The organism is Caballeronia sp. (genome assembly GCF_028292365.1).
Taxonomy (GTDB): Bacteria; Pseudomonadota; Gammaproteobacteria; order Burkholderiales; family Burkholderiaceae; genus Caballeronia.
This window is the reverse complement of record NZ_JAQGMM010000054.1, coordinates 1-21,859: the sequence shown is the minus strand read 5'-3', so window position 1 is coordinate 21,859 and position 21,859 is coordinate 1. Positions and strand designations below refer to the sequence as shown.

The following is a 21,859-nucleotide window of genomic DNA, read 5'->3' as shown; positions in this document are numbered from 1 at the left end:
GGGAGTTCGGTGCCGACGTCATCAAGATTGAAGCGCCGGATAACGGCGACCCGCTTCGCAAATGGCGAAAACTGCACGAGGGCACGTCGCTCTGGTGGTATCTGCAGTCGCGCAACAAGAAGTCCGTATGTGTGAACCTGAAGTCCCCCGACGGTGTCGATGTCGTCAAGCGTCTCGCCGCGGACGCCGATGTCGTGATTGAAAACCTCCGTCCCGGTGCGCTTGAGAAACTCGGCCTTGGCTGGGACGTGCTGCACGCGATCAATCCCAAACTCACGATGGTCCGCATCTCCGGATACGGGCAGTCGGGACCGTATCGCGATCGTCCGGGCTTCGGCGCGATCGGCGAGGCCATGGGCGGCATCCGCTATACGACCGGCGAAGTCGATGGCGCGCCGGCACGCGTGGGCGTGTCGCTCGGCGACTCGCTGGCTTCGCTGCACGGGGTGATCGGCGCGTTGATGTCGATCCTGCGCGTGAAGACCGGGCAGGGCTTGGGCCAGGTCGTGGATGTATCGCTGGTCGAAAGCGTCTTCAACCTGATGGAAAGCCTGATCCCCGAATACGACTTGCTCGGACACGTGCGCGAGCGCAGCGGCGGTGCATTGCCTGGCATCGCGCCGTCGAATACGTATCGCACCGAAGACGGCGCTTTCGTGGTGATCGCGGGCAACAGCGATCCGATCTTCAAGCGCCTGATGCATGTAATAGGCCGCGCCGATCTCGCCGATGACCCCGCGCTGGCCCGCAACGACGGCCGCGCCGCTCAAAGCGCACGGCTGGACGAAGCGATCACCGCGTGGACCACCCATCATCCGATTGACGACGTGCTCGCCGCGCTCGAAGCAGCGGAAGTGCCGTCCGGCAGGATCTATTCGGTAGCCGACATTGTTGCGGATCCGCATTATCAGGCGCGCGACATGTTGCTTGATGCCGCGTTGCCCGGCGGGGTGTCGGTGAAGATGCCCGGCATTGTGCCCAAGCTCTCCGACACCCCCGGCGAAGTCCGTTGGCAAGGCCCCACGCTTGGAGAACATACGGACTCCGTACTGTCTGATCTCGGCTTTAATGCGAGCGATGTCGCACGGTTGCGCAGCGAGGGCGCTGTGCAATAAGTGGCAGCAAGCGCGTCGCTTCCAGCCACAAAACCTTTCCCTCAACATCAAAGAACACATATGACCGGACGGCCCTAAGCCAGTCCGGCAAGGAGACGATCATGAGCGATCTTGACGCCACGGCGGCCGTACCGCAGGCACACACAGAAAACGACTTCAAGGCGGTGATCAGCAAGGTCGCCTGGCGGCTGATGCCACTGATCATGATCTGCTATTTGTTCGCATTTTTTGATCGAATCAACATCAGCTTTGCGAAGTTTCAACTGCAAAGCGATCTCGGTTTCTCCGACACTGCCTACGGTCTCGGCGCCAGCCTCTTCGTGATCGGCTACGTCTTGTTCGAAGTCCCGAGCAACTTGCTGCTTTACAAGGTCGGCGCCCGTCGCTGGATCGCGCGCATCATGATTTCCTGGGGAATTGCCACTAGCGCCATGGTGCTGGTCGGCAACGAATGGCAGTTCTATGCGCTGCGCTTCATCATCGGCGCAATGGAAGCGGGGTTCGCCCCCGGCGTGCTGTACTACCTCACGTTGTGGTTTCCGGCGAGCCATCGCGGCCGCATCACGTCGATGCTGTTTCTTTCCTCGGCATTCTCCGGGCTGGTGGGTGCGCCGTTGTCGGGTCTGGTCCTCGGACACATGGACGGGGTGCTTGGCATCCGCGGATGGCACTGGCTATTCCTGCTTGGCGGCTTGCCGTGTGTCGTTCTCGGCCTGCTGGTACTCAAGCTGCTGAAGGACCGGATTGAAGACGCGGGTTGGCTCAGCGCCTCGGAAAAAACACTGCTGGCAAGCCGCATCCAGCGACACACCCCGCACTCGGGCGCCGGCAGTTCGCTACTCGATGCAGTCAGGACACGCGGCTTCCTGATGCTCGGACTGATCTATTTCTTGATCCAGGTGGCGTCGTACGGGCTCAATTTCTGGGCGCCGCAACTCATTCGAAGCGCCGGTACGCACAACCCGACCACCATTGGTTTGCTGACGGCCGTGCCCTACATTTGCGGTGCGATCGCCATGGTCGTGGTGGGCCGTCTCTCCGACGCGTCGGGCGAGCGCCGCAAGTTCGTCTGTGGCCTGCTGGTGATGGCGGCGATCGGTTTTTTTGCAGCCGGTTTCTTCGATAAACAGACTGGCTTCCTGATCGTGGCGCTCGGCGTGATGGGAGCGGGCGTGGTGGCTTCGATTCCCGCGTTCTGGGCGTTGCCGCCGAAGCTCCTGACGGGGGCGGGCGCGGCAGGCGGCATAGCGCTGATCAACACCATCGGGCAACTCGGCGGCATTGTGAGTCCGGTGATGGTTGGGCGGGTTCGCGACCTGACCGGCAGCACGACGCCTGCGTTATACGCGATCGGCGCGATGAGTCTCATCGGCGCATTGCTCCTGCTATTCGGTTTGCCGGCGATATTGCGCGAGAAGGATGCGTCTGAGGCTCGCATTTCCCGGAGATAACCTGTCCCCGGCGGTTTTATTCTCAAGGGTCATTTAACGCCTTATAAAACTTAAAACCGCTCGTCGCGCGCGGGGGAAAATCCAGTTGCAACCCTATTGAAACCCGATACGTTGTTAAATATGGACAAGGGTTTGTTGCAATGGGCCAATATAGATAAGTCAAAGTCGACCGTGACAAATAATTCCGGCCGCTTTGTTCAGCGGATTAGCGCGCCGGGAAATTGCCCGTATTTTGGTCTGGGAGCCTCGTTTTCGTCCTGCGTTTGGCACCGTGCAGCCACTTTTATCGGTTGTCCAGTTTCGAGTTCGGCTAAAAGTACCGTCCATCACGAATTTTGCGCAAGTGCCGGAAAAAGCGACCGATGTACTTCAACTAATCCTTTAGAAATCGTCGTGACACCTCCGCTGGTCAAGCACCTCCGCCATCCATTCAATGCCGGGCAAGGTCCGATTTGCCTTGCCTCAAACAACGATTTAGCGCATTCTTAATCGTTCCGATGCCGATGACCGTCGGTTTGCATATCGGTTTTCAGCAGATTTTCACGACGGTCGGCGCAGTGTGTCCAGCGAGTGCGTTATGACCATCCATACCATCGAATATCGCGGCTATGCATTGCGCGCTTATTCGCAGCAGATTTTCCCGCCGCATGGCGATCCGTTCGCAAAAGGTCCCAAGCGTTTTTCCGCGATTGTTCAGATAGATGCCGTACCGTCAGACAGCGCAACGTCCAAGCGCTATTCACCGGCGATCAAAGGTCCCGAGCCGGCCAGTGCTGACGACGCCATTGAGCTGGCCATGCAATACGGTCGAGACATTATCGACGGCAAGGTTCAGGCCGGTGCACTGTATAACGCGCGAAGCGGTCGTTTTTCCCGCTCGGTGCGGCGGTTCCAGCCATCTGTGACGGCTGCGGCCGCACCTTTGCAGCCAGGCGGCGCAGACAACGCCACATGAGCGGTGACGCTCGCAGTACGCAGTAGCCACGCGTGACAAGACCTCGGGGCGTCGCGCAATAACCGAAGAAACATCATGAACGACACTGTAAGAAGCTATCGCGGCCTCGAAATAATTCCGCTGATCTACCCGCACAAGCCGCGCGGTGCGGACGGTTCCCGCCATTACGACTCGGGTTTCGACGCCGCCGTGAAGATTTCGCGGCGCGGCGTTGACGACAGCACGACCACCAGCCGCGTGTATCGCGTGCCGGGCACCGGTCCGTTCAGCGGCTCGGGTGAAGCACGGCTTGCGTCCACGCGTTATGCAGAAAGTCTGATCGACGGCAACGTCGCGGGCGAATCCATCGCCGATCTATGAGTTATTCGCTCGATCACCCGCCCATGACCTCCTCGTTCGATCTCCGGACGGCCGACAAACCGGCTGGATGGGCCAATTACAACGTGGCGGCCTCGTCAAGGCGCGCAACGGGCGGAACCATGCCCACGCTACGTGTGACGAGGCTAAGCGACAAGCGCGTGATCTATCCGTTTGTCGGCTGTGCGGACATGCCGCTTTTCCCCGACGCGCAAGGCGCGCGCGATTACGCCGAACAATATGGCGCAAGCCTGGTGGACGGTGATATCGCGGTGCCTGAGTGATAACGAAGTGACCAACCGTACTTGCCGAGCCTGTGAAGTGGCTGCTAGCAGGACAAGTTACGGCAAATCGGGTGTGATCGTTTCATTGTGTGACTAGGCCGGGTCCGAAATAGCTTGACACCGCGCCTCGCGCCACGTAATCTGTAAGTCGAAGTATTCAAGAAGCTCGATTGCTGTTCATCATTCTGCCTCGTTATCTCCGCGGTATTTGTTGTCCTCTCACTTCCTTGAAGCTTCTCTCGCCTCAATACGGGGTTGCATCATCTTTATATTTTCAAGGATTTAATATGGATACCGGTATCGTTAAGTGGTTCAATGACAGCAAGGGCTTCGGCTTCATTACGCCTGACGCAGGCGGCGACGATCTCTTCGCCCACTTTTCGGAAATTCGTAGCGACGGCTTCAAGACGCTCGCCGAAAACCAAAAGGTTAGCTTCGAAACCAAGCAAGGCCCGAAGGGTCTGCAAGCTTCGAACATTACCCCGCTGTAATTGGTGGTAGTGTGATTTATCGCGTAAACTGGCTCACGCCATTTTACGCGAGTAATAAATGTTTTCGCGGAGCTTCGGTTCCCGGTCGTGGCAGTCGCTCTTGTTATATGCATTGAACGACGCCGCTACCATCAGCATTGCACCTGTCTGCCTCTGCTTGCATCTGTTTGCACTTCCACTTTAGTCCGCTCTAGTTAGTCTGCTTTAGTCCCTCTGCAATCTCCTGCAACTTCGCTGCCACATGTCGCGATCTAAAACGAACGCTAATTGTTCGTTAGCGCGCTTGTGATTTCGGCTGCTGTCTGCTGTTTTTCTGCTGCTTCCTCTGCGAATTTTTAAGGCCTCGTGCCTGTTATCAACGCGTCCTGACAATCAATGTATGTCGGACCCGCGTTTGTTCGTGTGTGTCACTAATGCATAATTCCAATATTTATTTGTACAACGGCTATAAAGTCGTTCCTTCTGCGCATCGTTTGCCGGATGGATCATTTGCGTCGAACCTTTTGCTTGAGCGCCATAGTGGCAGCGAGAAGGGCAACCGCTACCAGTTCCACGTTCTCGACTATTTCAAGAACGAGGCCCAAGCGATCGGTCACTCGCGCGAGTGGGCGCGCGAATGGGTGGACACCCGCGGTTGATAGCAGCGGTGGGTTCGTGGCGAATCCCCGGTGAATCTGCGGCGAATCATTCCTCGGTCCCATTGAAACGGTTTGCTGTTAAAAGCATGCCCCAGACATCCGTTGTTTCAAGCCTGATCTCTCAAGTCCGATCCACTCGGCTGGCTCTAATAGTCCCCTGGCACACGCAACAAGAGCGTCTGTCCCGTCGGCGCACCATCAGGTGCGCCGTTTTAGTTTCAAGCCTATCGATGTGCGTTTGCGCCCTGAGAACGCTGTTGCGCTTGTCTTGCATTAGCCTATAAAACCAGTCCCAAAATACTTGAGGTGAGTAAAGTGGCGCGACTGCGGTCGCGCCGCTTTTAGCTCGCTGTGCATGCACTTTTCGGGTGGCGTCGCTTTATATGTTGATCGCGCTGTGTTCTTAATCTTCAGTCCGGATGACGCTATCGTTCAAATTATGCTTCGTTATCCAAATAATTATTTTGAGGTTGGTCTCGTCGCGCTGTGCTCTTTATATCGACACGCTGGCTTTTAAACGTTCGCTTGTCAGGCGCTCGTCCCGGTGGCGCCCCAGTCTTGCTGCCAGCGGCCCGCTCGTTGAATCGAACCGTCTTTATCGCTTTCTAATGCCGCGAATTCGCGGTATTCCTGTCGGGCGAGCACGTGCACCCCAGCAGCGCGCTCATCCCGAACCGTTCAACACCGGAGCCGTCGATGTCCTTATATCTTCTTGCCCTGTTGATAGGCGTTGTCGCCGGACTGCGGGCGATGACTGCTCCCGCCGCTGTAAGCTGGGCTGCGCATCTCGGCTGGCTGCCCGTCCAGCACACGCCGCTCGCGTTCCTCGGCGCGACCGTCACGCCTTATATCCTGACCGTACTTGCCATTGGCGAACTGATCACCGACCAACTTCCAAAAACTCCCAGCCGCAAGGTGCCCATGCAATTCGTCGCACGGCTCGTGACCGGCGCGGTGAGCGGAGCCGCGCTGGGTGCGGCGGCGGGCTCGATGATTGGCGGCGCGGTGGCGGGGCTGATCGGAGCAATTATTGGCACCCTGGGCGGCGCGAGCGCCCGCGGTGCGCTGGCTCGCGCGATGGGGCGCGATTTACCGGCGGCGCTGATAGAAGACGTAATAGCGGTCGGCGGCGCGGTGTTGATCGTCATTTCGCTTGCTTGAGTTTCGTCTCGGTGCAACCGGGTATGAATGGCGTCGACGTCGGCATCGGCGCTGTTTCAGCGTAAATTCAGCATGGCTTCAGCGGGTTTTCAATATCGGCACCGCTTCGGTATCGAGAAATAGGTCGCGAGCATCTCCGCCAGGCGCCAGGTGGCGCAGGGCCGCCGGCAGTGGGCGTCGAAGCCTGCGTCTTTCAGGGTTTCAACAGGATCGGCCGGCCAGATGTTGCTGATCGCGACCAGCAGGCGGCCGGTGACGTCGGCGTCGGGGCGCAGCGTGCTGATGAAGGCATAACCGGATTCGCTGTCGAGCCGCGTATCCAGTATCAATGCCTGGGGTTTCCAGTTCTGCAGCAGCGAACGCGCCGATTTCAGGCTCTGGGTGTGCATGACCTGCAGCCCGGTCAGCCGCAGCAGCGCGGCCAGCGATTCCCCGATCAGTTTGTCCTGATGGGCGATCAGTACCCGCGGTGCGCCGATTGGCATGCGTGCCTGCTTGTCGCTCCACAATGCAAAGTGTCTCTCGTCATCCGTGCCTGAACGATTGCTCATGGTGTCCTCCTTCTGGTTTTGTGTGACTGGGCGGGGCGCCGGAGCCGTCGCTGGAACCAGATGAGCTCCATAAACGGCAATTGCGGGTCCGACGTTGGGAGTGCTGCGGAATCGATGAGTCAGTGTCGCGATTTAACGTTTGCCGCAACACCCGGTCGAGGAGGGGACGTACGCGAATTTTTCGGGGGGGCCGCGGACCCCCCTTCGTATCCCTGCGAAAGGGGGGGTGGCGAGACCCCGACATGCCGTTACCATCAGGGTGTGATTTACGGGAATGGCAATGGAAAACGGTAATTTCAAAACGGTGCTGCTGGTCGAGGATGAGGGGCTCACGAGAAGCGCCATGAAAAGCCTGATCCTTGCCAATGAACCGTTGCTCGATATCGATGAGGCCGACGGCTTCGAACAAGCCACGGAGAAGCTGTCCGCGCGCTCGTACGATCTCGTTTTCCTCGACTATCAATTACGGGGTAATTCCACAGGACTCGATCTGCTGAACTGGATCGGGGAGCAGGAGCGCGAGGTACAGACCATCATGCTGTCCGCACAAGACGATCGCGATACGGTGCTGGAATGCATCAGGAGCGGCGCATGCGGCTTTATTTCGAAGGCGAGTGAGCAAGGGGCGGGCGTGTTCCGCGAGGCCCTCAAGACGATTCTGAGCGGCCGCGTGTATTTGCCCAATAGCGTGCTGGGAAAGGGCGGTCACAGCCCCAAACCGGTGTCCACCCATTCCGGTGTGACGGTGGAGTCGCTGAACCTGCCGCCGCGCCTGACCGAGACGCTGCGCTATTTGTTGCAGGGTTTATCGAACAAGGCGATCGCGAGAAAAATGAATATCAGCGAAAACACCGCCAAGGAGTATTCAAGCGATCTGCTCGCCCGGTTTCATGTGACCCGGCGAACGTTCCTGATCGTGGAAATGGCGCGGCGCGGAATCGAGATGCCGATGGGCAACCCGGCGACCGCGGGCGCAGCGCGGTAGGAAAGCACGGTAGGGAAGGCTGGACCTGAGAGATTTATAAAAATAAGCGTGGATGGGATTTGCCGGTATTCGTGCCTCTACAATGCCGCGTCAGTCTTGTCGCAGTGGCAGGACAAGGGCAATACCGGGATGCCATGCGTGTAGTGATAGAAAAAGCCGGCGACAGCAGCGCGCCGCTCATGGCCGACGGGAAAGCCGGATGCATCGCCACGATGCCTGCGGGTTTCGACACGTACGACCTCGACCACCTGCTGGCTGACATTGCGCAGGACAATATGCATGTTGACGTCGGTTTCGGGCCGGCGGTTGGCGCTGAAGCCTTCTGAAGTTGCTTTTTGCCGACGAGATGTTTCGACAAGGTTGACGACTGTTTGCCCTCCCGTCGGCCGGTTTCTGCGCCCTCAGCAAGCCCTCGCAGTATCGCCCACCGAACGCCCCGATATCAGCGACGCAATCTGCCGGCGCAACTCCGCCGGACTGACCGGCTTGCTCAGCACGTCGTGATCGCATGCGAGCGGCACGATGGTCGCAGCCGGCTCACCGGTGACGACCAGGCACGGGCAACGCCGCCCGAGTTTCGCCGCCGCGAGCATGGCCACTTCGCGTGCTGTTTTCGAATCGCGTAAACGGAAATCCGTGATGATGAGATCCGGATAACGTTCGATGGTGTTCAGCGTCTCCTCGAACTCTTCAAAGCTGCTGGAGGAGTCGAACAGCATGCCCCATTGCACAAGCAACGCTTCCGTCGATGCCCGCACGAGGCTGTCGTCTTCAACCAGCAACACATAGAGTCCGTCCAGCGGCACGGTTTGCAAATCGGCGGCCTCACCTCGCGAACGCGGCGCGGTTTCGCCGAGAGGCGAGCCGCAAATGGGCATTTCGAGCGAGAAGCGCGAACCGCGCCCTTCCGCCGATTTCAACTCGATCCGATGCTCCTCTAATATGGACACCACGGCGTTCACGATCGACAGGCCGAGGCCGAGTCCCCGATCGTTGTCCTGCTCGGCGTTGCCGACCTGGAAGAACGGCTGGAAGATCGAGTCCCAATGTTCGGACGCGATGCCAATGCCGTTGTCCACCACATCAATGCGCGTTCGCGTGGCCGAACGCACCACGCCCACAATGACCACGGGCTCGGCTTTCTTGCTGGCATCGGCGTAACGAATCCCGTTCGACACCAGGTTCACGATAGCCCGCCCGAGCCAATGGGCGTCGCTGCGTACGTACACGGGCGCGTGAGGCATGCGCAGCCGCAACTCGACGCCGTGCATGGCCGCGAGCGGGCGCAATTGTTCCGCCGCTTCCAGCACGGCGATCTTGAGATCGAACACGTGATAGCGCGGCACGACCCGGCCCGATTCGAGCCGCGACAGATCGAGCACCGCGTTCAGGAAGCGCGCGAGGATCACCGACGAACGGCCGGATTCATCGATCAGCCGGGCGGCTTCGGTGACATCGTCGTGATGCAGCGCTTCGGCGGCAGCTTGCAGGAAGAGATTGAGCGCGTGCATGGGCTGCCGCAAATCGTGCGTGGCGGCGGCAAGGAAATTCGACTTTTCGCGGCTGGCGGTTTCCGCGGCCAGCATCTGTTGCTCCTTGAGCGCGAGCAATGCATTCGTCTTGGTGTCCTGATCTTTCTTCGACGCCAGCAGGTCCAGGTGCTTTTTTTCCAGTTGAACGTTTGCGGTGAGGAGCTCGTTATTGAGCACACCGAATGCACGCTCTGCCGCGAAGCGCTCACGCGATACCCGCTCCGCATGCACGCACACGCCGTGACCGATCACGACCACATTGAAGAGATAGAACAGGCCCATGTAGAAGTCTTCAGGCGAGAGAATCCTGATGGTGAGTTGCAGCAGGATGATCGCTGAAAACGTGACCACGGCAGCCGTCAGCGCCACGCTGGACTTCAGGTAGAAGAAGCCGAACTGGAAGAAAAATACGAGGTAGAGACCAACGAAATACCACGTGTAATTGAACGGTCCGGGGCTCAAGGCCACCAGCAGAAGCAGTATCAGGTTGCAGCCGTAGACGCCGGTGAGGATCACGCGCTGGGACGTGGCATGCGTCGCGAACGACGCCCTCAAGGTCAGGCTGCCGACGAACACGAGCAACACGATGCCGGCCAGCCGCAGTGCCATGATCTGCATGAAGACGGGGGCAAGCACGGCGCTTTCGCGGCCGAAATTGAAGTCGTACCAGAGGAAGCAGACCCATACGCTCAGCGCGAGAAGCGCCGATGCACGGCGAAACGCGCAGAAACGACGGCAATGGTCTTCGAGGAATTGTGCTTCGAAGGCGGCTTCAGGAAAGGGCTTCGGTATCGAGAGATTACGGACGAGGCTCAAGCCCGCATCGCGCGCGGACGAGGAGAAAAGCCGCGACGGTTTGGGCGCGGCCATGTCGGCAACATGTTCGGGAACGTCCATGATTCGCTCACTCGAAAAAGGGCGTGATCGATTACTTTAGCTGACCACGCGCCTGAAGCAAACACCGTTTTTCTGCAAATCCCAAGTGCCTATCCGCCATGACTGCATGTCATTGGCGTGATGACCGGGGCGCGCTCGCTAAGGGCCAGCTCTCACGCTACGCTTGGCTCTCATGTTTACCGCATCGATATTCCGTTATTGCTTATTCGTCTGATCTTTAAACAGGTACCGTCATGTCACGCATTTTCATTACAGGGTCCGCCGATGGGCTCGGTCAAATGGCCGCCCGTCTACTCGTGGCGCAAGGGCATCAAGTGGTCTTGCATGCCCGGCATGCCGAGCGCGCGCATGAAGCGATGCAAGCCGTAACGGGCGCGGAGGCTGCCGTGTCCGGCGATTTATCGAGTATCGAAGAGACTACTCTTGTGGCCGGGCAGGTTAACCGGTTGGGCCATTTTGATGTCGTGATCCATAACGCCGCGGTAGGGTATCGCGAGCCGCGGCGCATTGAGACGGTTGACGGCTTGCCGCACGTTTTCGCCATCAACACGCTTGCGCCCTACATCCTGACCGCGTTGATCGATAAGCCCCAGCGTCTGGTCTATCTTAGCTCCGGATTGCATGAGAGCGGCGATGCCAGTCTCGACGATCTGCTTTGGCAGCAGCGGTCCTGGCAGGGTTCAAACGCCTATTCCGATTCAAAATTACACGACATCTTGCTCGCGTTCGGGGTGGCGCGCCGCTGGCCCGGCGTGTTCTCCAATGCCGTGCATCCTGGCTGGGTGCCGACCAAAATGGGCGGCTCGGGCGCACCCGATGACCTCAAGGCCGCGCCGCAAACACAGGCCTGGCTGGCCCTCAGCGATGAGCCTGCCGCAAGGGTGACCGGTGAATATTTCTTCCATATGAAACGGCGCGAGCCGAGCGCGGCCGCCCGCGATGCTGATTTGCAGGATCGGCTGATCGAGGCGTGTGAGCGCTTGTCCGGGATTCGGCTGCCAGAGTGAGGAGGGGCGTGTGGAACGACTGGTTGTACGTTATACCGCCCGGCGCAAGCATGTGAATGCGCCGGGCGCTATGGGTTGGCGCTTATAGGGGCGTATTCGGACGCAACCAAGCGGACGCAACCAAGCAGCCGCAACCAAGCGTGCGCATGGCGCGCCCCTACGGTCCCTTAAATCAACTCGGATATCTCGATCAGGTTCAGATCGGGATCGCGGACGTAGACCGAGCGAATCTTCTGCGTGGCGCCGGTCCGCTCGACCGGCCCTTCCAGGATCGGCCACTCGCACTGCTTAAGGTGCGCAATCACATCATCCAGCGGCACGGCTGCGATGAAGCACAGGTCCAGCGCGCCCGGCACCGGCACATGGGCCTTCGGCTCGAACTCCTTGCCGCGCACATGCAGGTTGATTTTCTGGTTGCCGAACTTGAACGCAGTCCTTCCCGCGCCGAAGGTTTCGAGCTTCATCTGCAGGACTTCGGTGTAGAAATGGCGCGTCGCCGCTTCGTCGATGCAAGTCAGAACGAGGTGATCCAGGTGATCGATGATGGTCATGTCAGGCGCCTTCCTTGGCAAATGCCTGTTGTACGGGGGCGCCGCCTGCATCAATCGGCGGCGCGTCGTGCAGGTCGAGCCGGCGGCCAGCCTTGAGGATCTGGCTCGGCACGTCGTGGCCAATCAGGCCCGGCAGCAACGCCGCTGCGTTGAGCGTCGCGGCGAGATCGACGCCGGTGTCGTAGCCGTCCAGTTCCAGCATATGGACTAGTTCCTCCGTACATACGTTGCCGCTCGCGCCGGGCGCATAAGGGCACCCTCCAATGCCGCCAAGCGATGCATCGAAACGATCGATGCCTGCATCCAGCGCCGCCAGCGTGTTGGCCAGCGCCATGCCGCGCGTGTTGTGAAAGTGCAGCGTGAGTTCGAGTGCGGGGAATGCCGCGCGTACGCGCTCGCAGAGTGCCTTCACCTGTGAGGGGAACGCCATGCCCGTGGTGTCGCAGAGGGTCACGCCCCGCACGCCGAGTCTGGCAAAACGCTCGGTCCAGCGCAGCACTTCTTCCACCGCGACGTCGCCTTCCATGGGGCAACCCATCGATGTGGACAACGATACGTTGATGGCTACCGGTGTTGACTTCACCACGCTGATCACATCGCTCAATTGCGCAAACGACTGGTCGCGGCTCATGCGCAGGTTCGCGCGGTTGTGGGTCTCGCTCACCGACATCACGAGGTTGACTTCATCGACACCGCACGACAGCGCGCGCTCCGCCCCGCGCACATTCGGCACGAGCACCGTGTAGACCACGCCTTCGCGCCGCGCAATGCCATGCATCACAGCTTCGGCGTCGCGCAACGCGGGGATAGCTTTCGGCGATGTAAACGACGTCACTTCTATCTTCGCGAATCCGCATGCGCTCAGGGCGTTGACCAAGGCGATCTTCGCGTCGGTATCGACGAATTGCTTTTCGTTCTGAAAGCCGTCTCGGGTCGCGACTTCCTGGATATACAGGCGTTTCATGGAGCTCCTCATGTCGGATGGTGGCGCCGGATGGTGGCGCGTTATACAGACATGATGAACCTGCGTCGACGGCCTGAAAATTACTGGATTTTCCACGACCGTTTCCAAATTGGAAAGGCTCGCACGGGCGGCTTCGCACGCCAAACGCTTCGTCATGGCACAGTCTTGGTTAATCCCTACTTTTTCGGCAGGAGCCTTTTTCGATGTCCGATTTCATTCTCGACAATCCGTTTCTCGAATTCCTCGATGCACGCCTCGTTGCGTGGAAGAGCGGTTACGCCGAGTTCCGCATGCCGATTCAAGCGCGTAATCTGAACCGGCAAGGCGTGTTGCAAGGCGGCGCGGTGGCAACCCTGCTCGATGCCGCATGCGGTTATGCAGGTCTCTATGCCGAGCAGGGCGAACCGGCCATTCACGGTTTTACGCTTTCGCTGACGGTCAATTATCTCGACACAGGGTTGGGTGAAAGCGTCACGGCGAAAGGGTTTATCGAACGGCAAGGGCGCAGCATATTTTTCTCGCGCGGCGAAGCATGGGTCGATGACAAGCTCCTGATTGCAAGCGCGCAAGGGACATTCAAATATGCCGGCACGCACGGGAAGAAGTGATTTTTTTACAAGCGACAGGCAGTAAAACAAGCGCCGGTTCCCCGGCGCTTCGACCTTGACCAACAAGCACACACGCGACGGGATCAAGCGGCCGGCTTGAGCACCACCTTGGTCCAGCCGTCGTCACGAGCATCGAAGTGCTCGTAACCTTCGGGCGCTTTCTCGAGCGGCAACTCATGTGAAACAATCACCGACGGTTTAGCCTTGTCCGCGGCAATCAAATCACGCAGCTTGCGGTTATACGCCTTCACGTTGGCCTGTCCCGTCGCAATGCGCTGGCCCTTCATCCACATCGTGCCGAAGTCGAATGCGAGTTGACCCTTTTGCATCAGCTTGTCCTCCGACTTCGGATCTTCCGCCACGAACACGCCCACCACGCCAATACCCCCAGTCGCGCGCACCGATTTGACGAGGTTGTTCATCGTCAGGTTCGGCACTTCATGGCCCTTGCAACTGCATTGATAACCGACGCATTCGCAGCCCCGGTCCGCGCCTTCGCCACCGGTCATCTCCAGGACCTGTTCGACCGCTGAACCATCGCTGTCGTCGATGGGGATCGCGCCAATTTTCTCCGCTAGTTTGAGCCGGTCGGGGTGAGAGTCGACGACCATCACTTTGCTCGCGCCTTTGATGCCTGCGGACATGGCCGCCATCAACCCGACCGGACCTGCTCCGTAGATGACCACGCTGTCGCCCGGTTCCACGCCGGCCAGCACGGTCGCGTGATAGCCGGTCGGGAAGATGTCGGACAGCATCACGTAGTCGTTTTCCTTCTCCTCGGCATCGGGTGGCAGCAGCAGGCAATTGAAGTCGCCGAACGGTACGCGCAGGTACTCGGCTTGCCCGCCTTCATACGGTCCCATGCCGGCAAAACCGTACGCCGCACCAGCCATGCCCGGATTGGCCGTCAGGCAGAAACCGGTCAGGCCCTTCTCGCAGTTCTTGCAAAATCCGCAGCCGATGTTGAACGGAAGACAGACGCGATCGCCTTTTTTGATGCGCTCAACCCCGGCTCCGACTTCCACGACCACGCCCAGGTTCTCGTGACCGAAGATACGGTTCGTTTCCATATTGGTCCGGCCTTCGAACATGTGCAGGTCCGAGCCGCAGATGTTCGTGGTCGTGATCTTGACGAGCACATCCGTCGGTCGTTGAATTTTCGCGTCCGGCATTTCCTTCACTGTCACCTTGCGCGGTCCTTCGTACACGAGTGCTTTCATCGTTACTCCTTGGGAGTTATCCATGCCCGCCGGACGGCGGCTGACGATGGTTTCAGCAGTACGCGTTCCCGCGGTGGCCAGTTCGACGAACCGGTAACGATGACGTGCTTAGGTCCGCAGCACGCAGCTTTTGCAGATGGCAGGGGAGTGACCTGCTCGTTAGGAGCGCTGTGTTCGCGTCGGCCGTGCGAGTAGCCGGCGGGACCGATGTCGCTTCGGTCCTATCACCATGACGTGATCGTTCTAGGAGCGGGGTTTATGGTCGCATCTACTCGGAGGGATTGATCCAACGCGTGTCCGGTGTGCCGGTTCGCTAAAAAACCTTATCCGGGAGTCATCGAATGTCGAGAACGTTGGAAGCATCGCCGCCTGAAGTCGATCTTAAAACGCTGCGTAAGGTGATCCTCGCGGCATCGATCGGAAATTTCGTCGAATGGTTCGACTTTGCCGCGTACGGTTTTCTCGCGACCATCCTCACGAAGGAGTTTTTTCCGAGCGGAGACCCGGCCGTCGGATTGCTCAAGACCTTCGCCGTCTTCGCCGTGGCGTTTGCATTCCGGCCGCTGGGCGGTATTGTGTTTGGCGTGATTGGTGACCGCATTGGCCGCAAGCGCACGCTGGCATTGACGATCCTGATGATGGCGGGGGCGACCACGCTGATCGGTTTGTTGCCGACGTATGCCGCCATCGGCGCGCTCGCGCCGTTCCTGCTGACGGTCATCCGTTGCGTGCAGGGTTTCTCTGCGGGTGGTGAATATGCCGGCGCGTGCGCCTACGTCATGGAACACGCGCCGCAGCATAAGCGGGCACGTTACGGCAGCTTCGTGCCGGTATCGACGTTCTCTTCCTTCGCGGTGGCCGCGATCGTTGCCTACGCACTCGACGCGTCGCTTTCCGCCGATGCCATGAGCACATGGGGTTGGCGCGTGCCGTTCCTGGCTGCAGCGCCTATTGGCCTGATCGGGCTGTACTTGCGGATGAATCTCAGCGAAACCCCGGCATTTCGCGCACTTGAAGGCGAGCATGACGTGGCGCACGCCCCCCTGCGCGACACGCTGCGTACGCAGGCGGGTGGCATTCTGAAACTGGGAGCGTTCATCTCGGTGACGGCTTTGTCGTTCTATATGTTCACCACGTATTTCGCGACTTATCTGCAAGTGGCGGGCGGGTTGAATCGTGCAACGTCGCTGCTGATCACGGTGATCGCGTTGTTTTTTGCGGCAGCGCTGTGTCCGCTGGCCGGTCTGTATTCGGACTGGGTCGGCCGCCGGAAGACTGTATTGACAGCATGCATTATCCTGATCGCGACGGTCTACCCGTCGTTCTCGCTGGCGGGATCGGGGCACTTTTTGCCGTCGGTGATTGGCGTGGGCATGCTCGCGATTGGCGCGGCGTTGGCGAATGTGGTGACGGCGCCCTTGTTGTCGGAGGTCTTTCCGACGCGTACGCGCTACACCGCTTCGGCCATCACCTACAACCTGGCCTATACGGTGTTTGGCGGCACGGCGCCGCTCGTCGCCACGTGGCTGATCACGACAACGGGCAACAACATGTCGCCTGCGTTGTATCTGATCGTGATCTCGGTGATGGGGCTGATTGGTGGATTGATGCTGACGGAGACGTCGAAGGTCTCGCTGCATGGTGCGAGCGCGGCTCATCCCGATGCAACCTCCGCCGCTGCGTTGAAAAGCGCACCGGGGTCAGTGGCTTAAGGGTTGTTTACGCGTGTTTATTGGCTCGGGTCGCTGATGGTTTAACAGGTTTGACAACCGCTTCAATAACTACCTCTGGCAATGGCTGGGCGTGCCCTGCGGCTGCGATCACCCGATCCACGAAGCGCAACTTCTCGACGACGGGCGGCGCGAGCGCGAACGGGTACGCGTCCGGCATGCCGAGACTGCGATTCAGGCTGTTTAACGCGTAGGTGAGGGGAAACCACTGTTTCATCAGATGATCGAACGTGGCTTCACCGGGGGGCACCTCGACCGCGAGCGTAGGGTCCAGCGAGTTCCCCGGCATGAGCGCGACGCCGCAGGCCATGGCGGTATCGACGGTGTCCACGATGTGCAGGTAATGCGCCCAGGTTTCCGCCCAATCCTCCCACGGATGCGTGGTCGCGTACGCACTGACAAACGATTTGCCCCAGTGCGGCGGCGCTCCGTCCTTGTAATGCTTGGCCAGCGCTTCGCGATAATTCGCGCGCTCATCGCCGAATAGCTTACGAAAACCCGTGATCCACGGCGTATTGGCAACAAGCCGGTCGAAATAGTAATGACCAATCTCGTGCCGGAAATGGCCCAGCAACGTGCGGTAAGGCTCGCCCATCGCAAGGCGGACGCGTTCCCGTTGCGCGTCATCGGCTTCCGCGATATTCATGGTGATCAGGCCTCTATCGTGACCGGTCAGCACTCTTTTACCGCGTTTATCTTCCAGGAATTTGAACTGCAGGCCAGTTTTCGGGTTGTCCTGGCGTGATTCCACGCGCAGTCCCAGCGCCCCTAGCGTGTACAGCAGGCGGCGTTTGGCCGCTTCCAGCCTGAACCAGTAGTAACGGCGGTTCGCCACGCCCAGGTTGGGAATGGTGTGCGTCAGGCGACAGGCGTGACACAGCGGGTCGGTGGATTCGGCCGGCACCATCCAGTTGCAGACTTTTTCGACTTCGTAGTTGTGACAGCGTTTGTACAGCGTGTCCCGGTGTTCAGGGTGCCGGCTGCGCCAGAGACCGTCGCCCGCGTCTTCGAAGGCACTGATTTCAGCTATTTCGGGGATAAAACCAAGCAGAGATTCGCAGCGTTCGCAGCGAAAATTCTCGAAGAACACCAGTTGATTGCAATGATTGCAATGAAACGTTTTCATAGGCCCGGGGTATCGAAGTACATGCTGCATGTTCCCCTAGTATGGGCATGCGTGCTGGAAGTTCATCGAAGCAACCTGCATGCCGCCGGGGAGACGATTCCAGGGCAGCTTTGGGCCTAGCTTACGCGCTCTGTCAGACCGGCGCGTTCCCGCTGGAGATGCGATATATGCGCAAGCAGGGAAGTGTGAGGGGATACTTGGCTTATAGGAACGTGATGCAGGAACGTGATGCATGCGTTGATGCATGCGTTGATGCGCACAGCACAACGCGGTTCGCCTACATCATTATTCAGGATGCCGATCTAACTCCGATCTGGATCCGATTTAACCCGCTAGCTAGCGAACCCGTTCATCCGTTTCACTGACGCGCGGCGCCGGCACTTGCTCCCACTGGCGCGGCGGCTGCTGTGGCTGGGTCCGGGGGCGAGTCCATCTCCCATCCACCGCCAAGCGCGAGGAACAGGTTGACCTGATCGAGCGCGACCTGTCCTCTTGCCGCGGCCAACTGCGAATTCGTCGTGGTCAACACGCGCGTAGCATCCAGATCGGCGATAAACGACTCCCGCCCAGCCAGATAGAAACGATGAGTCTGGTCGGCGGATTCGGCCGCTGATTTCTGCGCAGCCGTCAATGCATCGGCCCGGGTGTAGTCGGCGGCATACGTGGCGAGACTCGACTGCGTTTCCCGCAGCGCCTTCAACACGACGCCATCGAACTGGGCAAGCGCGGCATCGGCGCCGTATTGCGCTGCTTGAATCCGCCCGCGCTGTCCGTTCACCGGGAAGGTCCAGCTAATCAGCGGTCCGAAGCCCCAACGTGCGGTTGGCTGCGTGCCGAGATCCTCGAGTACCCCCGTTAATCCTGCCGATGCCCCAAGGGTTACTGTTGGAAACAGCGCACCCGTGGCTACGCCAATCCTCGCTGTCGATCCAGCGAGCTTTCGCTCCGCCTCGCGTACGTCGGGACGCCGTCGCAGCAACGCGGCGCCATCGCCGACGGGCAGCGGCTGCGCGATCACCGGCGTCCTGTCGCAGGCAAACACGCCCTTGGGCAGATCAGCGGGCGCACGCGCCAGCAGCGTAGCGAGCTGATATTGCGCAATCCGCCGGCGTGCCGTGAAGACAGGAATATTCGCCGAGAGCGTTTCCACTTGCGTCTGGCCGCTCGTGACATCGGGTGCGTTGCCGCGACCCGCCTGCTGCAAGCGTCGCGACACGGACACCCGCTGGCGCTGCAAGTCGAGTGAGCGCTGCGCGATGCGAAGCTCTTCCGCCGCTGAACAATTCTGCACGTAAGCCCGCACCACGTCCGCTACCACCGTGATGCGCGCCAGATCGGCTGCTGCCTGGGTTGCATCGCTGTCGGCGCGAGCGGCTTCAACGCCGCGTCGCAGCGTGCCGAACAGATCGAGCTCATAAGAAATGTTGATGCCGACATCGCCTTCGTTCGCGACCGGGATCTTTTCGAAGATCAAATATTGCTCCGCCGATTCCTGTGCGCGTTTGAACGCAGCCGACGTCCCGCCTGAGAAGCCGCCTTGCGCCTGCGCCACGCTGAGCGTAGCGCGCGAGCGGCCGAGATTGGCCGCGGCGACGCGCAAATCCGTGTTCGATGCCATGGCTTGCTGGACCAGATCGTCGAGGACGGGGTCGTCGTAGAGACGCCACCAGTGCGCCGGCACTGATCCGGTTGACAGGGTCGATTGACCCGCAGCACCGTCGAGCGGGGCGTTGGCGAATGGTGCATTGACGACGGCGTCTTTCGGTACCGAGTAGTCGGGACCAACCGTAAAACACGCGGCGAGCGCGAGCACGAACGGCGTCAGGACGAGAGCGCGCGGCGTCTTCATTGGCTTGCACCCGGGGCGGAAGCGGTCGCAACGCCGCTAGCTGGCAACACACCGCTCACGGGGGCAGCAGTGGAAGCACCTGAAGCACTTGAAGCACCCGAAGCAGCAACAACACCGCTCGCGCCGCCCGTCGGGTTCGATTTGGCGAGCGGCGCAATATCGCGCACCGATACCGTCGCCGTACGTCCCGCAATCATGCGAAAGTCGGCCGGCACTTCGTCCAATGCGATCCGCACCGGAATCCGCTGTGCCAGCCGTACCCAGCTGAACGCCGGGTTCACGTTCGGCAGCAGATTCGATCCCTGTACCCGGTCGCGATCCTCGATCCCCGCCACGATGCTCTGCACGTGCCCGTGGAGCATCTTCGCCTCGCCCATTATCTTGATGTCCACCTGTTGCCCGATATCGATCCCGTGAAGCTTGGTCTCCTCGAAATAACCGTCGACACGGAAAGAATGCAGGTCCACCACCGACAACACCGAGCGGCCCGCCGTCACATATTCGCCCGTGCGCGGTGCGCGATCGTTGAGATAACCGTCCACGGGACTCACGATCGTCGTGCGCCGCAGGTTGAGCCTGGCGGTATCGATAGCAACATCCGCATCCGCCAGCGCCGCTTCCGCCGTTTGCACGCGCGAGTGGCTTTCCTCAGTCACTTCACGTGCGACGAGGTCGCCGAGCGTGCGGTTGCGGGCGTCTTCCCTTCGCGCCTGATCGAGCGTCGCGCGGCGCTGCAGGGCCGTTGCCTGCGCCTGGCGCAGTGCCAGTTCATAACGCGCCTGATCGATGACAAACAGCACCTGACCGGCGTTCACCGGCTGGTTGTCGACCACGTTCACCTTCACGATCAGGCCACCCACGTCAGGCGCCACTTGCACGACGTCGGCGCGCACATGGCCGTCGCGGGTCCAGGGCGCGAACATGTAGTAGTCAACGAGCCGCCACAACACGAATGCGGCGATCGCCACGACGACAAGCGTAAAGAGGATCTGTCCAACGGAGAACCAGGCTTTTTTCACGATAATTTCACGGTAATAGCCGATGCGAAACAATGACCACGATGCCAAGCACGATCACGTAGATCGCGAGGTCGAAAATGGAGCGATGCCAAACGAAACGGTACAGGCCGACACGTGCGAACACCCGCGTGACAACCAGGCAGAACAGGTACGACACCAGCATCAGTACCAGCGCGGCGGGCAAGTACACGCCGTAGATATCGATTTCACCGATCATCGCGTGGCGTCTTGCAAAAAGAGTTGAAGGAGCGGTGTGTCATGCAGCAGGCCCCGGTTGAGAGGGCGGTGCGGACGCGAGCGTGAGAGTTTCCGGAAACAACGACAAACGCATGCCCACGAGCGCATGCAGCGCATCGCGGATCTGGCGGCCGGGGACGGCCGGTGTTCCGGCCGGCTGCGCTGCCTCGGCCGCTGCTTCGGCAGCCGCTTCTATCTGCACCGCGCCGCCGCGTCTCGTCATGCGCTCAAGCGCTACATCGATTGCTGTCTCCAGGCTCGCCGGCACCGGCTGACGCGCGCCGCGCTCGACGCACTGCTGGAAATACGTGCGCACGCCTTCCAGCACGCGATCGACAGAGGCGAGATCAGCGTCGTGCAGACGTCGCCGCAGACGCCGCAGATCGAGCGAGTTAAACGCAATGCGCAGATCGCGAAAACTTTCGATGGACGGATGACGCTGGTCGTCGCTGGCGGCGAGACGCGGGATGACTTGCATGAGACGGTCGATCATGCGCGCGGTGTGATTTTTCTGGTCGTCGATGGATCGGGCCGATGCGCTCAGCGCCACGTCGCGCCAGCCCGAGCGGATCAGCCGCGCGGCCGCCAGTTCAGCGCCGAACGGCCGCGTCACGCGGGTCCAGACGAACGCGAATAACAAACCCGCCGGTCCCGCCAGATTGCTGTTCATGAAGGTCAGGAAGTTCGCATCGTAGGTGCCCTGGATGCTGATGAACGTGGCAGTGTTCACGGCCGTCAGCATGGTCGCCAAGTTGAATTGCGGCCGCGGGATCAGCGTGCCGATCAGGATGAAGGGGACCGCGAACATGATCACGAGCATGGGGAAGTCATGCACTGTCGGCAGGATCACGAAGAGATACAGTCCCGCGAGCACCACGGCAAGGCAGGTGTAGGTGAAGAACGCAAATACCTGAGGCGCGGGTTCATCGAGGGCAGCGAAGAAACAGCACGCCACCGCAGCCAGCGTGACCGCGCCCGCGCCGTCGTTCCACCCCGACGAAATCCAGAGGCTCGATGCGATAAAAATGGCCAGCGTGGCCGACCCGGCCGAAAACAGCAGCATGCCGCGATCGAAGTACTGCTGCGTGCCACCGAGCCGCCAGTGCCGGTAACGGGGCCGCCAACTGCCAT

At 60.1% G+C, this 21,859-nt stretch carries 23 protein-coding genes; 12 read left to right on the top strand and 11 right to left on the bottom strand.

Translation table 11 applies throughout. From position 1 onward, the window contains the following. The 8 genes from JWR14_RS03400 to JWR14_RS03365 all read left to right on the top strand — a co-directional run. A partial coding sequence (locus tag JWR14_RS03400) for a CaiB/BaiF CoA-transferase family protein (protein WP_299701366.1) occupies positions 1-1,115 on the top strand: 1,115 nt, incomplete at its 5' end. Positions 1,116-1,216: 101 nt separating this feature from the next. Then, entirely contained in the window at positions 1,217-2,566 is a 1,350-nt protein-coding gene (locus tag JWR14_RS03395; RefSeq protein ID WP_299701363.1) for an MFS transporter, read from the top strand. Positions 2,567-3,143: 577 nt separating this feature from the next. After that, positions 3,144-3,521, top strand: coding sequence for a hypothetical protein (locus JWR14_RS03390; protein WP_366144503.1), 378 nt, complete (start codon positions 3,144-3,146; stop codon positions 3,519-3,521). A gap of 75 nt (positions 3,522-3,596) precedes the next feature. Then, on the top strand, positions 3,597-3,881 hold the full coding sequence (locus JWR14_RS03385; RefSeq protein ID WP_299701360.1) for a hypothetical protein: 285 nt from the start codon (positions 3,597-3,599) through the stop codon (positions 3,879-3,881). Positions 3,882-3,904: 23 nt separating this feature from the next. Continuing rightward, positions 3,905-4,162, top strand: a complete 258-nt coding sequence (locus JWR14_RS03380) for a DUF6723 family protein (RefSeq protein WP_299701357.1) — start codon at positions 3,905-3,907, stop codon at positions 4,160-4,162. 287 nt (positions 4,163-4,449) lie between these two features. Further along, positions 4,450-4,653: a cold-shock protein gene (locus tag JWR14_RS03375; protein ID WP_031362000.1), complete on the top strand. Its 204-nt coding sequence runs from the start codon at positions 4,450-4,452 to the stop codon at positions 4,651-4,653. Positions 4,654-5,066: 413 nt separating this feature from the next. Next, positions 5,067-5,291: a hypothetical protein gene (locus JWR14_RS03370; protein WP_299701335.1), complete on the top strand. Its 225-nt coding sequence runs from the start codon at positions 5,067-5,069 to the stop codon at positions 5,289-5,291. 696 nt (positions 5,292-5,987) lie between these two features. Further along, positions 5,988-6,452 (top strand): DUF4126 family protein, encoded by a 465-nt coding sequence (locus tag JWR14_RS03365; protein ID WP_299701332.1) that lies wholly within the window; start codon positions 5,988-5,990, stop codon positions 6,450-6,452. Positions 6,453-6,541: 89 nt separating this feature from the next. Here JWR14_RS03365 and JWR14_RS03360 read toward each other — a convergent pair whose 3' ends face one another. Beyond that, a complete protein-coding gene (locus tag JWR14_RS03360; RefSeq protein WP_299701329.1) occupies positions 6,542-7,003 on the bottom strand; it encodes a response regulator in 462 nt (153 codons plus the stop codon). 274 nt (positions 7,004-7,277) lie between these two features. Between JWR14_RS03360 and JWR14_RS03355 the strand changes: the two genes are divergently transcribed. Then, positions 7,278-7,988 (top strand): response regulator transcription factor, encoded by a 711-nt coding sequence (locus JWR14_RS03355; protein WP_366144502.1) that lies wholly within the window; start codon positions 7,278-7,280, stop codon positions 7,986-7,988. Between the two features lie 77 nt (positions 7,989-8,065). On the opposite strand, the gene JWR14_RS03350 is transcribed toward JWR14_RS03355, so the two are convergent. Continuing rightward, the gene (locus JWR14_RS03350; RefSeq protein WP_299701323.1) at positions 8,066-8,269 is read right to left on the bottom strand and encodes a hypothetical protein; all 204 of its coding nucleotides are present in this window, start codon (positions 8,267-8,269) and stop codon (positions 8,066-8,068) included. 120 nt (positions 8,270-8,389) lie between these two features. Beyond that, positions 8,390-10,417: a hybrid sensor histidine kinase/response regulator gene (locus tag JWR14_RS03345; protein ID WP_299701318.1), complete on the bottom strand. Its 2,028-nt coding sequence runs from the start codon at positions 10,415-10,417 to the stop codon at positions 8,390-8,392. Positions 10,418-10,650: 233 nt separating this feature from the next. Between JWR14_RS03345 and JWR14_RS03340 the strand changes: the two genes are divergently transcribed. Continuing rightward, on the top strand, positions 10,651-11,424 hold the full coding sequence (locus JWR14_RS03340; RefSeq protein ID WP_299701315.1) for an SDR family NAD(P)-dependent oxidoreductase: 774 nt from the start codon (positions 10,651-10,653) through the stop codon (positions 11,422-11,424). Positions 11,425-11,591: 167 nt separating this feature from the next. Here the strand turns inward: JWR14_RS03340 and JWR14_RS03335 are convergent, their stop codons facing one another. Together JWR14_RS03335 and JWR14_RS03330 are read right to left on the bottom strand one after the other, a co-directional pair. Beyond that, complete coding sequence (locus tag JWR14_RS03335) at positions 11,592-11,975, bottom strand: VOC family protein (RefSeq protein WP_299701312.1); 384 nt, start codon at positions 11,973-11,975, stop codon at positions 11,592-11,594. 1 nt (position 11,976) lies between these two features. Next, positions 11,977-12,951 (bottom strand): hydroxymethylglutaryl-CoA lyase, encoded by a 975-nt coding sequence (locus JWR14_RS03330; RefSeq protein WP_299701309.1) that lies wholly within the window; start codon positions 12,949-12,951, stop codon positions 11,977-11,979. Between the two features lie 191 nt (positions 12,952-13,142). Here JWR14_RS03330 and JWR14_RS03325 point away from each other — a divergent pair, with 191 nt between their 5' ends. Further along, positions 13,143-13,547: a PaaI family thioesterase gene (locus JWR14_RS03325; protein WP_158934942.1), complete on the top strand. Its 405-nt coding sequence runs from the start codon at positions 13,143-13,145 to the stop codon at positions 13,545-13,547. Positions 13,548-13,630: 83 nt separating this feature from the next. Here the strand turns inward: JWR14_RS03325 and JWR14_RS03320 are convergent, their stop codons facing one another. Beyond that, a complete protein-coding gene (locus tag JWR14_RS03320) occupies positions 13,631-14,767 on the bottom strand; it encodes a glutathione-independent formaldehyde dehydrogenase (protein WP_299701300.1) in 1,137 nt (378 codons plus the stop codon). A gap of 341 nt (positions 14,768-15,108) precedes the next feature. On the opposite strand from JWR14_RS03320, the gene JWR14_RS03315 reads away from it, so the two are divergent. Continuing rightward, complete coding sequence (locus JWR14_RS03315) at positions 15,109-16,479, top strand: MFS transporter (protein WP_299701297.1); 1,371 nt, start codon at positions 15,109-15,111, stop codon at positions 16,477-16,479. A 7-nt stretch (positions 16,480-16,486) separates the two neighbouring features. Here JWR14_RS03315 and JWR14_RS03310 read toward each other — a convergent pair whose 3' ends face one another. The 5 genes from JWR14_RS03310 to JWR14_RS03290 form a co-directional block, all read right to left on the bottom strand. Next, entirely contained in the window at positions 16,487-17,623 is a 1,137-nt protein-coding gene (locus tag JWR14_RS03310) for a putative zinc-binding metallopeptidase (RefSeq protein ID WP_299701294.1), read from the bottom strand. Between the two features lie 358 nt (positions 17,624-17,981). Next, on the bottom strand, positions 17,982-19,472 hold the full coding sequence (locus tag JWR14_RS03305; protein ID WP_299701291.1) for an efflux transporter outer membrane subunit: 1,491 nt from the start codon (positions 19,470-19,472) through the stop codon (positions 17,982-17,984). After that, positions 19,469-20,491, bottom strand: coding sequence for an efflux RND transporter periplasmic adaptor subunit (locus tag JWR14_RS03300; protein ID WP_299701288.1), 1,023 nt, complete (start codon positions 20,489-20,491; stop codon positions 19,469-19,471). Before JWR14_RS03300 ends, JWR14_RS03305 begins: the two co-directional genes overlap by 4 nt. Before the next feature lie 7 nt (positions 20,492-20,498). Continuing rightward, positions 20,499-20,708, bottom strand: a complete 210-nt coding sequence (locus JWR14_RS03295) for a DUF1656 domain-containing protein (RefSeq protein WP_299701285.1) — start codon at positions 20,706-20,708, stop codon at positions 20,499-20,501. 39 nt (positions 20,709-20,747) lie between these two features. Next, the coding region (locus JWR14_RS03290) for an FUSC family protein (protein ID WP_299701282.1) at positions 20,748-21,859 on the bottom strand (1,112 nt) is incomplete at its 5' end.